General features: G+C 72.9%; 9 protein-coding genes and 1 pseudogene. 8 read left to right on the top strand and 2 right to left on the bottom strand.

What is annotated here, in order from left to right:
* Window positions 1-3: 3 nt before the first annotated feature.
* Window positions 4-477, bottom strand: a pseudogene (locus tag ACLJPY_RS28020) (PucR family transcriptional regulator); the annotation flags it as partial.
* Between the two features lie 212 nt (window positions 478-689).
* On the opposite strand from ACLJPY_RS28020, the gene ACLJPY_RS28015 reads away from it, so the two are divergent.
* The 7 genes from ACLJPY_RS28015 (at window position 690) to ACLJPY_RS27985 (ending at window position 9,475) form a co-directional block, all read left to right on the top strand.
* Window positions 690-1,043, top strand: coding sequence for a hypothetical protein (locus tag ACLJPY_RS28015; protein WP_410592858.1), 354 nt, complete (start codon window positions 690-692; stop codon window positions 1,041-1,043).
* Between the two features lie 108 nt (window positions 1,044-1,151).
* Window positions 1,152-1,379 carry a phosphopantetheine-binding protein gene (locus ACLJPY_RS28010; RefSeq protein ID WP_410592856.1) on the top strand — a complete coding sequence of 76 codons (228 nt, stop codon included), beginning with the start codon at window positions 1,152-1,154 and terminating at the stop codon, window positions 1,377-1,379.
* Complete coding sequence (locus ACLJPY_RS28005; RefSeq protein WP_410592854.1) at window positions 1,376-2,611, top strand: beta-ketoacyl-[acyl-carrier-protein] synthase family protein; 1,236 nt, start codon at window positions 1,376-1,378, stop codon at window positions 2,609-2,611. Before ACLJPY_RS28010 ends, ACLJPY_RS28005 begins: the two co-directional genes overlap by 4 nt.
* Window positions 2,612-2,622: 11 nt before the next feature.
* Window positions 2,623-3,492 (top strand): alpha/beta fold hydrolase, encoded by an 870-nt coding sequence (locus ACLJPY_RS28000; RefSeq protein WP_410592852.1) that lies wholly within the window; start codon window positions 2,623-2,625, stop codon window positions 3,490-3,492.
* A 106-nt stretch (window positions 3,493-3,598) separates the two neighbouring features.
* Window positions 3,599-4,159, top strand: a complete 561-nt coding sequence (locus ACLJPY_RS27995; protein WP_410592850.1) for a hypothetical protein — start codon at window positions 3,599-3,601, stop codon at window positions 4,157-4,159.
* Between the two features lie 133 nt (window positions 4,160-4,292).
* Window positions 4,293-9,182 carry an RHS repeat-associated core domain-containing protein gene (locus tag ACLJPY_RS27990; RefSeq protein WP_410592848.1) on the top strand — a complete coding sequence of 1,630 codons (4,890 nt, stop codon included), beginning with the start codon at window positions 4,293-4,295 and terminating at the stop codon, window positions 9,180-9,182.
* A 14-nt stretch (window positions 9,183-9,196) separates the two neighbouring features.
* Window positions 9,197-9,475, top strand: coding sequence for a DUF6881 domain-containing protein (locus ACLJPY_RS27985; RefSeq protein WP_410592846.1), 279 nt, complete (start codon window positions 9,197-9,199; stop codon window positions 9,473-9,475).
* A 91-nt stretch (window positions 9,476-9,566) separates the two neighbouring features.
* On the opposite strand, the gene ACLJPY_RS27980 is transcribed toward ACLJPY_RS27985, so the two are convergent.
* Complete coding sequence (locus ACLJPY_RS27980) at window positions 9,567-10,385, bottom strand: hypothetical protein (protein WP_410592844.1); 819 nt, start codon at window positions 10,383-10,385, stop codon at window positions 9,567-9,569.
* Between the two features lie 185 nt (window positions 10,386-10,570).
* Here ACLJPY_RS27980 and ACLJPY_RS27975 point away from each other — a divergent pair, with 185 nt between their 5' ends.
* Window positions 10,571-14,281 (top strand): SEFIR domain-containing protein, encoded by a 3,711-nt coding sequence (locus ACLJPY_RS27975; RefSeq protein ID WP_410592842.1) that lies wholly within the window; start codon window positions 10,571-10,573, stop codon window positions 14,279-14,281.
* Window positions 14,282-14,287 lie beyond the last annotated feature (6 nt).

Genomic DNA, 14,287 nt, shown 5'->3' with positions numbered 1-14,287 from the left:
CAGGCTGGAGTAAGCCAGGACGCGGGACAGCCGGTCCTCGATGGTCACCGTGCTGCCGAGGGCGTCCGCCAGGCTGTCCGCCAGCGCGAACAGGTCGGTCGGCCCGCGTCCGGACTCGGTTTCCCGCCCTTCCAGCACCAGTCCGTAGACCACCCCGGCCAGCTGGCCCCACGACACCTCCGGGTCGACGACGAGCACCGCGACCTCGGCAGCTCCGGCGGCCGCGAGCACTTCCGGGCCCGGCGTGGCGGTGCCCCGGACCAGCACGGCGCAGGCCCGCGCCGCGGCGGCCAGGTCCACCGCCGCGCCGACGGACTCCGCGCCCACGGCGAGGTACACGTCCCCGCGCAGTTCGCGGTGCTCTTCGGGATCCCGCACCACCACGTCGCGCACCGGCACGTCCCGGGAGACCGGGCAGCAGCACAACCGGACGCCGTACCCGCCGAGGACGTTCACCAGCCGATCCAGCGTGACCATGCCCCGTTCCTACCACCCGGCCCCGCCGGCGCGGCGCGGCGCCGATTCCGCGGTTGCCACGATCGAGGCAACGACCGCGCGGTCAGTGGCCCGCGGTGCTCACTCGATGGTGTTCCGAAGTGGAAAGCCGCCCGGGCGTCGCAGTAATTTCTGCTCGCCCGCGGCGTAGAACGCGGCTGTTCCCGATTCGTGATTTCCGAGGAGTCTCCCGCATGTTGAAGAAGGTCTTTGCCGTCACCGCCGCCCTGGGGGCCGGCGCGTTCCTCGCCGGTGGGGTCGCCTCCGCCGACACCACGGACGGATACGTGCACCACGGCGATTCCGATTCCCTCAGCCAGTTCAGCCTGCTGAACCTGAACAACACCGACGTGCTGCACAACGTCGAGGCCACGGTCGGGATCTGCGACGACGAGGTGAACGTCCTCGGCGTCCAGGTGCCGGTAGACGACGTCCTGAACGGCGTCGACGTGCCGATCCTGTCGGGCAGCAGCGCGGCCGAGGGCAAGAGCCCGCTCAACTGCGCCGCCGGCGGCCAGTCCGACGGCGGGACCGGCCAGGGTCACTGAGCCACCGCGGAACGCCGGTGGGGATCGGCGCCGGACGTGCACCGATCCCCACCGCGTGCGGCCGCGCACCGGCGGCCGCGCGGAAACCGGATGGGAGTCCACAGCAGAGTGACCGTCACCGAAGAGATCACCACGCTCCTGCACCGCAACTTCGGTGTCGAACCGCGGGATGTGCGTGCCGAAGCCTCGCTGCACGACCTGGGACTGGATTCCCTTGCGCTGGAGGAACTGCGCGTGCTGCTCGAGGAACGCCTGGACGTCGACCTCGAAGACGTCGAGCTGACGTCCCGGGAAACCGTGGGGCAGCTGGCCACCGTCGTCGAGACCGCGCGGTGACGGCGCGTCCGGCCGCAGCGGTGACGGGACTGGGCCTGGTCACCGCGGCGGGTGTCGGCGCCGAGTCCGCGTGGCGGGGCGTGACCCGGTCCGGGACCGCTCCGAACGTCCGCCACCGCGCGGAACTGCAGGGGCTGTCGTGCGATTTCCTCTACACGATCGACGATCTCGACCCCGCGAGCGTGCTGGGCGTACCGGCCGTGCGGATGATGGACCGGTTCTCCCAGCTGGCCGTGATCGCGGCCCGGGAAGCGGTGGCCGACGCCGGCCTCGACACCGCGGTGTGGGAATCGGACCGCGTCGCGGTCGTCATCGGGTCCGCCCACGGCGGCCTCCCGTTCTACGACCAGCAGAGCGCGGTGCTCGCGGAAAAGGGCGTCCGGCGGGTGTCGCCGAAACTCGCGCCGATGACCACGGTGAACAGCGCCGCCAGCAGCGTGTGCATGGACCTCGGCGCCCGCGGGCCGAGCCTGAGCGTGTCCACCGCGTGTTCTTCGGGCACCGTCGCGATCGGGACCGCGCTGCAGCTGCTGCGCGCCGGAGCGTGCGACGTCGTCATCGCCGGCGGCGCCGAATCCGTCTGCTCCCGGCTGCTGCTCGCCAGCGCCTGCCAGATGCGGGCGGTGTCCACCCGCCGGGACGACCCGGCGACGGCGTGCCGCCCGTTCGACGCCGACCGCGACGGTTTCGTGGTGGGGGAGGGCGCCGGGCTCGTCGTGCTGGAGCGGCCCGAGCACGCCGCGGCGCGCGGCGCGCGGATCCGGGCCGGCCTCGCGGGTTACGGTGCCACCAGCGACGCCTACGCGGCGGTGGCGCCGGACCCCGAAGGCGCCGGGATCGACCGGGCGCTGCGGACCGCGCTGGCCGACGCGGGCGTGGCGGCCGCCGACGTCGGCCACGTCAACGCCCACGGCACGTCCACCGTGATGAACGACCTGATCGAGGCCACCGTGCTGCACCGGGTCCTCGGCGACCGGCCGCTGGTGACCTCGACCAAGGCGATGACCGGGCACGCGCTCGGCGCGGCGGGCGGCATCGAGACCGCGCTCACCGTGCTGGCCCTCGAACGGCAGCTGGTGCCGCCCACGGCCAACTTCCGGACCCGGGACATCCGGATCCCGGTCGACGTCGTCGCGAAGGAAGCGCGGCCGGCCGCGTTCGAGTGCGCGGTCAAGACGTCGATGGGCTTCGGCGGCCACAACGCCGCTCTCGTCCTCACGAAGAGCTGCTGAGCAAGGAGATCATGCGGGAAGAAGACGTCCGTCCGCTCACCCTCGGCGGAACCCGGTTCAGCTACCGGCTCCTCCGGCAGCCCGATCCGCGGACGGAACCGGTGGTCGTGCTCGGCGGCGGGTTCCAGGGCAGCCGCGGCTGGCCGCACATGGAGGACCGGATCACCCCGGTGGCGGACTTCGTGACGGCGGACCTGCCGGGCGTGGGGTCGTCCGACCCGCTGCCGCCCGGGGCCGGCACGGAGTTCGCCGGCGCCGCGGTCGACCGGATCCTCGACGACCTCGCCGCCCCGCGGGTCAACCTGTTCGGGTATTCCTACGGCGCGGAACTGGCGTTCGGCTGCGCCCAGCGCAATCCGGACCGCATCGCGCGGCTGATGCTCGGCGGCGTGGTTTCGCACACGAGCGCCGCGCAGCGGGAGTCGTTGCGGCTGGCGGCCGCCCACCTCGAGCGGGGTGACACCGAGAAGTTCGCCGCGGTGGCCGCGCGGATGCAGCTGTGCCTCGACGAGGACCGCCACATCCCCCGGCGGTCGCTGGTGTACCGCTACGTCAAGCGTTCCATGCAGCACGTCGCCGTCCAGGTGCCCGACGTGCTGGGCTACCTGCAGCGCTCGCTGATCAGCAGCCCGTCCTTCGGCGGCGGCCTGTCCGGGGTGCCCGCCCTGGTGTTCACCGGCGAGCACGACTCCATCACCACCCCGGAGCGGCAGCGTGCCTTCGCGGCCACGATCCGCGGCAGCCGGTTCGCCGCCATCAGGGATTCCGACCACTGGGTGGTCCTGGAACGCGCCGCCGACGTCGCCGATCTGACCGTCCGGTTCTTCACCGGCGCGCCGTGGGACACCGCTCCTTACGTGACGAACCCGGGAACCGCCTGACCGTCCGGGTGAAATACCGCTTGCGGGGCCGTCAAACGGCCCTTTTGGTGGATTCTGTGTCCGATTTCGAATTGCCGGTCGTCCCGTTCTTGCCGACACTCGGGGAATGGAGAACACGGTTGCCGAAACGCTGCCCGAGTCCGACGTCCGGTTTCCGATCGTGCTGCGGGGCTACGATCGCCGTCAGGTGGACGAATACGTGCGGGGCGCGGAGAAGCGCATAGACCGGCACGAGAAGGCGCGGCGGGTCGCGGAACGCCGGCTGGCGAAAGCCCAGGTGCCCGCGCCGCGGGCCGGCGAACCGGACGAGGCCGCCGGGCTGGGCCGCCGGATCGAAAAGATCCTCCAGGTCGCGAAGACCGAGGCGGCGGAGATCAAGGACCAGGCCCGCAAGGACAGCGACGAACTCCGGGCGGCCGCGGAGAAGGCGGTCGCCGAGGCGGAGGCGTCCCGTGCGGAGATCGAGCGGGCCGCACAGCGTGAGGCGCAGCTGATCATCTCCCGCGCGGAGGAGCAGGCCGCCGCCATCCGCGCGGCCCACCAGGAGGTGCTGGACCGGCTGGGCCGGATCGCCGTCGTCGTCGAAGAGGTGCGTGAGCAGTACGGCACCGAGAGCGAAAGCGCGCTGGAGCCCGAGGCCGCGGACGCCGAGCCGTCGCTCGCCTGAGGCGGCGGGAAGACCGGGGATCCGCACCCGTAGCCGGCCGGCGCCTGCCCCTTTGGTACGTCCTTCCGGAGTCTTTGGCGCACCCCGCGATGACGGGCGGTGACCGCCGGAGCCGGGTCGCTAGCATGATCGGGTGACCAACCCGCTCGTTGCGCAGCCCCAGGACTCGACCAAGCCCTACACCGGCATCTCCCTGCTGGAAAGCGCGAACGACCTGAAGTCCGCCATCGAGAGCGGGGACTGGGCCTCGGTCGCCATGGGCGCGGTCGGGACCGCGCTGGACGCGCTGTCCATGGCGATGGACCCGTTCGGCGCCATCCTGGCGGCGGGCGTGGCGTGGCTGATGGAGCACGTCGGGCCGCTCAAGCAAGCGCTCGACGGCCTCACCGGCAACGCGGACGAGATCGCGGCCCAGTCGGAGACCTGGAAGAACGTCGCCGGGGAGCTGCAGGCCGTCGGGACCGACCTCGGCGACATGGTGCAGGCCGACCTGCAGTCGTGGACCGGGCCGGCCGCGGACGCCTACCGGCAGCGGACGCAGGACGCGGTCGCGCTGCTGGAGTCCGCGCAGAAGGGCTGTGAAGGCGCTTCGAGCGGGGTGAAGACCGCCGGTGAGGTCGTGGCCGCGGTGCGCGCCCTCGTCCGGGACATCATCGCGGAGCTCATCGGCCACCTGATCAGCTGGGCGCTGCAGGTCGTGTTCACGCTCGGGATCGGGCTGACCTGGGTGGTGCCGCAGGTGATCGGCGCGGTGGCGAAGACGGCGTCGAAGATCGCCGACCTGGTCAAGCGGCTGGTCACGGCGTTGAAGGCGCTCATGCCCCTGCTGAAGCGGGCCGGAGACCTGTTCGGCGACGCGGCGAAGGCGATGAAGGGCCTCAAAGGCGGCGGCAAGGTCTCCACCCCGCACAAGGTCGGCCCCATCGACGCCACGCCCAAGGCGCCGAAGCCGCACGGCGGCGACGCGACGACCCCGTCCGGTGCCCACACGCCGCCGCCGAAGGGCGACACGACGACTCCCTCGGGCGACCACTCGCCGCCCCCGAAGGGCGGTGGCTCGACCACGCCCGCCGGCGACCACACCCCGGGCGGTGCCCCGGACCACACCCCGGGCAGCACGCCGCCCCCGCCCAAGGGGTCCTCGGGCGGCACGACGGCGTCGGGCGCGAAGGGCGGCGACATCCGCGGCGGCAACACCAACCCGCCGCACAACGCCACCCCGACCCGCGACCTGCCCGACTGCGGTGACCCCATCGACGTCGCGAGCGGGCGGATGTTCCTGCCCCAGACCGACGTCGAGCTGCGCGCCGCGCTCCCGCTGATCGTCTCGCGCACCCACCTGTCGGACTACCGCTGCGGCCGGTCGTTCGGGCGCACCTGGGCGTCCACTTTGGACCAGCGGCTCGAGGTCGACGACGCGGGGATCAGCTTCGCCGCCGAGGACGGCGCGCTGATGACCTACCCGCTGCCGGGCGCCACCGAGCCGGTGCTGCCCGAGTTCGGGCCCCGCTGGCCACTGGCCCGCACCCCGGACGGCGGCTTCACCGTCACCATGCCGGAGCTGTCGCAGACCCTGTTCTTCGCCCCGGCCGACGGTCCGGAGCGGCCGGTGACCGCCGTGCTGCGCGGTTCCGGCGCCCGGATGGACTTCGAGCGGACCGACGGCGTCCTGACGGCGATCAGCCACTCCGGCGGCTACCGGCTCGCCGTCGAGTCCGCCGACGGCCTCGTCACCGGCATCAGCCTGGCCGGCGGCGCCCGGCTGCCCGACGGCACCCCGGCCGACCTCCCGCTCGTCCGCTACCGCTACGACGACGCGCGCCACCTCGTCGAGGTCGTCAACTCCTCCGGCCGTCCGCTGCGCTTCTCCTACGACGCCGACGGGCGGATCACCGGCTGGACCGACCGCAACGGCGTCTCCTACCGCTACCACTACGACACCGCCGGTCGCTGCGTCCGCACCGAAGGCGACGGCGGGTTCCTCGACTACACCTTCGACTACGACACCGGCGCGCGCACCACGCGGGCGACGAACTCGCTCGGCGCCGCCATCACCTACCACTTCACCGAGTGGGGGCAGGTCAGCCGCGAGGTCGACCCGCTCGGGCACGAGGTCTCTTACGAGTGGGACCGCCACCACCGGCTGCTCGTCCGCACCGACGAGCTCGGCGGCGCGACCACCTACACCTACGACGACGCCGGCGACCTGGTCGCCGTCGGCTACCCCGACGGCACCAGCGACTCGGCGCAGTACGACGAGGCACACCGGCCGGTGCGGACCGTGGACGTCGACGGCGCGAGCACGATCCGGGAGTACGGCGAGCGCGGCGAACTGGTCGCCGCGGTCGACCCGGCGGGCGCCCGCACGACCTACGGCTACGACGGCGCGGGGAACCTCGCCACGGTCGTCGACCCGGCGGGCGGCCGGACCACCATCGTCTCCGACGCGCGGGGCCTGCCCACGTCGATCACCTCGCCCACCGGCGCGGTCCGCACGTTCGAGTACGACGGCTTCGGCCGCCTGGTCGCCGAAACCGGACCGGCCGGCGAGACGGCCCGCTACGCCTGGACCGTCGAGGGCCTCCCGCTGCGCGTGACCCGCCCCGGCGGTGGCACCGAGCACTGGTCCTACGACGGCGAGGGCAACCTGCGCGAGCACCGCGACGCCACCGGCGCGCGGACGTTGCACGAGGTCGGGGCGTTCGACCTGCCGGCCGCGCGGATCGCGCCGGACGGCAGCCGGATGGAGTTCACGCACGACACCGAGCTGCGGCTCGTCGCGGTCCGCAACGAGCAGGGGCGCCGCTGGGAGTACCGCCACGACGCGGCGGGGAACCTCGTGGAGGAGCGGGACTTCGACGGCCGGGTGCTCCGCTACGGCTACGACGCGGCGGGCAACCTGATCAGCCGGACGAACGGCGCCGGCGAGACGCTCGAGTTCACCCGCGACGCCCTCGGCCGCGTGCTCGAGCAGCGCGCCGGCGCCGACGTGACCCGGTGGACCTACGACGCCGCCGGCCGGCTCCTGCGCGCGGTCAACGCCGACGCGGACGTCACCTTCACCTACGACGCGCTCGGCCGGGTGCTGACCGAAACCTGCAACGGCCGGACCGTGCGGTCGGAGTACGACGTGCTCGGCCGGCGGACCCGGCGCACCCTGCCGTCCGGGCTGACCACCGAATGGGCCTACGACGGCACCGGCGCCGCGACCGGGCTGCGGGTCGGCGGCCACACGATGCACCTGCGCCGCGACCAGGCCGGCCGGGAAGTCCAGCGCGAATGGGGTGTCGCGGACCTGCGCCGCCACTGGGACGCGGCGGGCCGGCTCGCCGCGCAGACCGTGGCGGGCGCCGGCGGTGCCCTGGTGCACCGGCGCTCCTACGACTACCGCGAAGACGGCCTGCTCGTCGCGATGCACGACGCCGCCGGCGGAACGCGGTCGTTCGAGCTGGACCCGCTCGGCCGGATCAGCGCGGTCACCGGCTCCGCGCACACCGAGCGCTACAGCTACGACAGCACCGGCAACGTCACCGGCGTCCAGGCGGGTACCGTCCCCGACGCGCTCGCGGGGCCGCGGACGTACGCCGGGGGCCGGCTCACCGGTGCCGGCGCCGCCCGCTACACCCACGACCGGCAGGGCAGGCTCGTCGAGCGGACCGCGCCGGGGATCGACGGGCGGCCGCAGGTCTGGCGCTTCACCTGGAACGCCGAGGACCGGCTCACCGGCGTCACGACGCCCGACGGGCAGCAGTGGCGCTACCGCTACGACCCGCTGGGCAGGCGGGTCGCGAAGCAGCGGCTCGCGGCCGACGGCGCGGTGGCCGAGCAGATCGACTTCACCTGGGACGGACCGGCGCTGGCCGAGGAGCACCGGCTGACGGCGTCCGGGCAGCGGCGCCTGCTGAGCTGGGACGTCGAACCCGGCAGCGAGCTCCCGCTGCTGCAGTGCGAGCGGCTGCTCGCGCCGGACGGCTTCCAGCGGGTGCTCGACCAGCGGTTCTACGCGATCGTGACCGACGTCGTCGGCACCCCGACGGAACTGGTCGGGCTCGACGGCGTCGTCGCGCGCCAGCAGCCGCAGACGATCTGGGGCCGGGCGCTGGACACCGCGCCCGCGGTGACCCCGCTGCGGTTCCCCGGCCAGTACTTCGACGCCGAAACCGGGCTGCACTACAACTACCACCGCTACTACGACCCGGGCACCGCGCGCTTCCTCAGCGCCGACCCGCTCGGCTTGGCGGGCGGGGCGAACCCGCAGGCGTACGTCGCCAACCCGCTGGCGTGGATCGACCCGTCGGGCCTGACGCCGTGCGCGGACGCGGCGTCCGGCAGCGGCGGTGGCAGCCGGGGAGGTGGCAGCCGCGGCGGCGGTGGCGGTGGCAGCCGCGGCGGCGGCGGCAACCCGGGCGGGAACGGCCGGGGCGGCAACGGCGGCCCGAGCCGCCCGCCCCGCAACGGCAACCGGCCGCCCCCGCCGTACTACGACAACCCGCTGCCGACGACGCCGCACGCGACGGTGCCGCACACCCCGGACAACCCCAACGGCAGCCTTTACCACTACACCAACGAAGCCGGCATGCACGGCATCATGGGCAGCGGCCACGTCCGGCCGTCGGCGTGGACACACGGCACGCCCGACAACCCGCTGGTCGGCTCGCACGCCCGGTACGGCTCGGGTGGCTACTTCACGAACATCGCGCCGGGGCAGCTGTCGCAGGAAGGCCTGTCCCAGGCCCTGGTGCTCAACCCGGGCTCCGGCGCGAGCTTCACCCACCACATCGAAGTCAGCCCGTCGGCCCTGGAGAGCCAGGGGTACACGATCTCGCAGTCCGACCACCGGCCGGACGTGTACGTCGTGCACCACAGCGACCAGCCGACGAACCACCCGAACCCCCGCCCGGTCCAGATCGGCGACGCCCACGTCAGCCACGGCCCGAACCCGACGGGCCCCCACCTGGGCAGCAGCATGGGCCAGGAAGACTGGGGCGACGCGGCCCGCCCGCGCCCGCCGCGCCAGCGCTGAACCGGAGAACGGACATGGACTACCTGCACGTGCACTGGCGGCACGAGGCCCCGGACGCCCCGGTGGACATCTACAGCGAGCTCGACGAAGACCGCTGGGAGGTCCGCAAGGTCGAGGTCTTCCCCGACGGCACCCTGCAGTACGCCGACGACTGGCGCTCGACCGGCCGCACCGGGCTCAGCGAGGTGCCACTGCCGTCGTTCGAGGAGATAGCGGCCCAGCAGGCGCTGACCCCGGCCGTGATCGACGGCGCGGAGTTCGAACGCTTGTGGGAGCGCGCGACGAAGGACTGACGGCCGGTGCGGCGTCTCGCCGACCACGGGACCCGTGACCGGTTCGAGACGGGTACCCCACAGGAGACGAGGACGGTTCGGCGCCGGACCGTCAGAGCAGCGACGGGTCGAGGTTCAAGCTCGCGACACGTTCGCGGAAGAGCCGAGCCGCCTGGGAGCGAGCGAGGATCTGCCCGATCGAGAGTATTTCCAGCAGCGCCGGGTTCCGGCTCGACAGCCGCAGCCACTGACCGGGTTCGGCCAGTAGCCGGTAGTCCTCATCCTTGCCGTCCCAGTCCAGGTGAGCTGCCCCGAGGTTGTTGGCGAAGACCTTGACGAGGTGCTGTCGGCTGATCGGCCGGCCACGCTGGATCATGCAGGGCGCCTGGAGGAACTGCGCCACCGTCAGGCGTGTGTAGCAGCTTTCCGGAGCGAGCGGGACGCTCTCCTGGTCGATCAGCCCTGAGGGCACCGCACCCCTCATGCTCAGGTGCACTTGCTTGAGCCACGCTTCCTGCGAGGTTTCGACTTCGGGAGGGGCCACGGCCGGTGTTGCTTTGCGCTCGTTGTCCGCACCCGAGCCGGTGTCCGGTCCGAAAGCCACGGGCATCCACAGGTGCACACCCGGAACGGCGAGCCCCGCCGTCTGAGCGTGCACGACTCGAGGCCATGTTGGCCGGGGAACGAGGGCAGTCAGATCCGGAGCGACGACTGTGGGCTTGGCGCGCTCGTCGGCCGGCCAGACTGCTCCCCAGGCCCGGTTGAAGGCGCCATCGTGCAACAAGGTCCGAAGGTGTCCGGCCAACGCGTAAACGTCTCCCGGGCGGGCGCGCTCGTTCCAGGTGTCGTACAGCAGTGTGATCTGCTGGTTCACGATGAGGACCGCCCGCGCGGTCGTCTCCGGCCACTCCCTCGACAGTTCCGCCGCCATGATCGTTTCCCTGCTGTCGATCGTCCACGGTGAAGACACCGCTTGCCGGAACAGGTCGGCCGGAGAATGCCGCCTGTTACACCGCATCGACGCGGGCGGACGACATCGCCCGAGGCGGCTCCCGCCGCGTGTGGCACGCAGTGCCACCTCGGTGCCGGAGTGCCGAAGCCGTAAAGTGGTTCGCCATGACGGAGGCACGAGCGACCGCGCCGGTCGTCTTCGTGTCCTACGCCCACGACAACGACGATCACGTGCGCGTGGTCCTTCGCCTCGCGACCCTGCTTCGGAACTCGGGCATCGACGTCCGCCTCGACCAGTGGGCCGACGGGGAGCGGATCGACTGGGCGTTGTGGGTCGACCGGACCATGCCGGCCGCCGACTACGTACTGGCCATCGCGTCGCCGGAGTTCCTGCGGCGCTCGATGGAGCAGGCCTCCGCCGACGAGACCTGGGGCTTGCAGTACGAAGCCGCGATGCTCCGGGAGCTCCTCACCGCCGACCGGTCCCGCTGGCGCGCTCGGATCCTGCCGGTCCTCCTCCCCGGCCATGACGTCGGCGAACTGCCGCCCTTCCTCCAGGGGCACACGACCACGCACTACCGAGTTTCGTTCGGGCCGGGCGGCACCGACGCCCTGCTGCGCGTCCTCACCGGCCATGCCGCCCATCCCGAGCCGCCCCTCGGACCGCGGTGGACACCGCCGGCGGACGAAGCTGGTGACGGCATTCCGCAGCGGGACCGCGTCGTCTCCCCGAGCCGGGCCGCCCTGACCGATCCCGCGCGGCTGATCCTGCCGCTGCTGCGCCGCGACAGCCTGGAGTCGGTGTTCTTGCCCGCGGTGGAGCAGGCCCTGGCCGTCCCGGCCGTGGTCGCGATCCACGCCGAGGCCGGCATGGGCAAGAGCGTGCTGCTGGCACAGTTGCACGACGAACTCGCGAACCGGCCGGACGTCGGCGTCGTCCTGGTGTCCTTGAGTGAGAAGGTCACCGATCGGCCCCGCACGCTCGCGGAACTCGATGCCCAGCTCGGCGCGGCGGTCGGTCGTCCCGGCACGCTGAGCGACGTCGTCGGTCTTCAGCAGGCGTGGGGACTGCGGCCCGTGGTGCTCCTGGACACCCTCGACCTGGTCCTCGACCGGGAACTGCGCCCGGTGCTGACGCAGTGGCTCCACCAGCTGGTCGAAAACGGTGTGCCGGTGGTCTTCACCTGCCGGAGCTTCGAGTTCCGGACGCAGCTGGAGCCGATCAGCGAACGGATGCCACTGCTCGCGGCCCGGCTCGACCGACGCGAGATCTACCGGCTCAGCGAAGCGGAGACCAGGCACTTCGCGCGGTCCTATGTGGAGACGCTCGCCGAGGTGACACCGGATCGGCGGGACGCGTTCCTCGAGCGCCTGTTGCACCTGCGCGGGCGCCGGCGTGCGGTGGTCGAGGTGTGCGGGAACCCGCTGCTGCTCGCCCTGGCCTGCAGCCTGTACGCACCCACCGGGGAAATCCCGGAGGACCTCACCGTCGCGCGCCTGTTCCGGGCGCACTGGAACCGCCAGGTCATCGGCAGCCCGCGCCGGAGCCTCACCTACACCGAGGCGGAGGAGCGCGGCCGGGTCTGCCTCAGCGGCGGCCGGGCGATCCTGGACCGGTCCACCACGGCGTTCGCCGAGAACTTCCGTGCCGCCCAGCTCGAGCCGCCCCCGGACCCCGGTGCGCTGGCCGACCTGTGCTCGGCGGGCATCCTCGTGCCCGCCGCCGAGCCCACCCGGTTCCGCTTCTTCCACCAGTCGTTCGCCGAGTGGGTCATCGCCCGGTACCTGGCGGAGGCCGGCACCGATCGGACGGCCTTCCTGCTCCGGCTCGCCGACCCGGGGCAGCGCGGCCACCTCGGGCCCATCCTCGTCCAGCTCCTGTACACGCTCGAAGACCCGGCGGAGTACCAGCGGACTGTCGCCCGGCTCGACCTCGACGACCTGCTGTCCTTGCGGGCCGTGGCGCTCTCGGCGGTCACCCGCGGCGACCTCGGCCTGGTCGCCGAGCTGTTCGGGCGGCGGACTTCCCCCGAGCACGAGTGGCACGTGGTGGAAGCACTGGGCGCCGCCGCCGAGAACGACGCGAGCGCGGTGGCCGATCTGCTGCTCGCCGGTTTCGCCCGGATATCCGTAAGTGTGTTGCTGCTGGCCGCGCGGGTGCTGGGGGACCTGGTCGCCCGCTCGGCGGAGCGAGAGCGGCTCCTGCCCCCGGCGCTGGAAGCGATCGCCGGGCGGCGGCCGGACATGGCCGACGCCGATCAACGCGGCCAGCTACCCGAGCGGCTGCTGGAGGCACTCGCCGAGACCACGGACACCGGCGCCGACCGCGCCGTGCTCCGGCAGTACTACGGCAGGCTCGGGCCGTTGGCACGAACGGTGATCCTCCGCCTCCACACCGGCGTGCCGGCGAGCGAAGCCGCGAGCTTGCTGGAAGTGGCTCTGCAGCTGCGGATGCCGGCGGCTTCGACGGCCGAAGCCGTGGCGCTCGCCCGGACCGTGTTCGCCGACGCGGCCGCCCGGCAGACCCTGCAGTGGGATTCCTGGCAGGCGATGCTGGCGAAGGACTACGCGGCGGGGTGGGACGACGTGCAGTGCCAGCTGGTCGCGGACCTGATTTCCGACGTGCACTCGGTACCGCTGCACGACCTTTTCGACGCGGCCATGAGCGCCGACCGAGCGGTGGCCCAGCGGGCGGTGTACGTGCTGGAAAAGGTTGCCGCCCGGGAGCCCTCCGCGACCTTCGGCCTGCTGCTGGCGGAACCGGCGCCTGCCGATCGGCGCGCGCTGGCCCTGGTGCGGACGATGCTGATCAAGGCACCGCCGATCGAACGCGCGCTCGCGGCCCGGCTCATCGCGTGGCTCGAACCGGCTCTCGCGGTGGATCCGCGGCTGATCGGGCAAGCCATGATCCACGCCGCTTCGACGCACGCCGATCTCCTCGCCGACGTCATCGCGCGCACGAACCACCTGCCGGGCAGGGACTTCTTCCGGATCGTCAGTGCGGTCCTCGACGTCTGCCCGGTGCCGGAACTGGCCGCGCTGCTCCCGGGCCTCCGTCCGGTCGCCGAGGGAACCGACGGGCTGGCCGCGCGCGTCGCCGGCGCCTTTGCGCCGATCGACGCCCGCGCGCGGGAACGCTGCGCGGCGCTGGCGCTCGGGGCGGCGGCGACCCCGGCCAAGGCCGCCGTCCACCGCCTGGTGATCACGGCGATCGAGCTCGGCTGGTTCGACGCGGCACTCGCCGGGCAGCTCCTCACCGCACGCCACCCTGGTGCGGTGCAGAACATCGGCCGGTGGATCACCGAAGCCGTCCGCGAGCCCCTGCCGGAGGACCTCGCCGCCCGCCTGACCGAGGCACTCGACCGGGCGACGGCGAGCCCGGTCGTCGCAGCGCTGACCGCAGCCCTCGCCGACGACATCCGGCGGAACGGGCCGCTGGCCGCGCGAGCAGCCACCCTCACCGAAGGACTCATCGCCCGCAGCGAAGACCCAGCTTGCCCTGCTGACCTGGCGCGTGAGCTGATCCGCTCGGCCCACTCCCTGCTCCTGTTGCAGCTCACGGCCGGCTGCGCCGAAGCCGTGCTGCGGCCCCTGGTCCGCCGCGCGGTGCACGCTCCGGCCCTGACCCACCTCGACGAGGCAGCGGAACTCGTGGAGCGTGTCGTGCGGCGGGCCGGGTCGTTCCTGCGGGGTGGTTCGCCCGCTGTCCTCGACGAACTGCTCGAGGAGCTGCCCGGGCTGCCCGGCCGGGCCCAGGAGGGGGTCGCGAGGGCCACCCGCCTGGACCGCGGCGAGCAAAGTCCCGAGTTCCGCCGCATCGCCGAGCGGACGACCGACGCCGGCACCCGGACCTACGTCCTCGGCCGGCTCGGCTGATCGGCT

The sequence above is a fragment of the Amycolatopsis sp. lyj-23 genome, from assembly GCF_046549135.1.
GTDB lineage: Bacteria > Actinomycetota > Actinomycetes > Mycobacteriales > Pseudonocardiaceae > Amycolatopsis.
The sequence above is the reverse complement of the archived record's forward strand: the minus strand, read 5'-3'. Positions and strand labels throughout refer to the sequence as shown.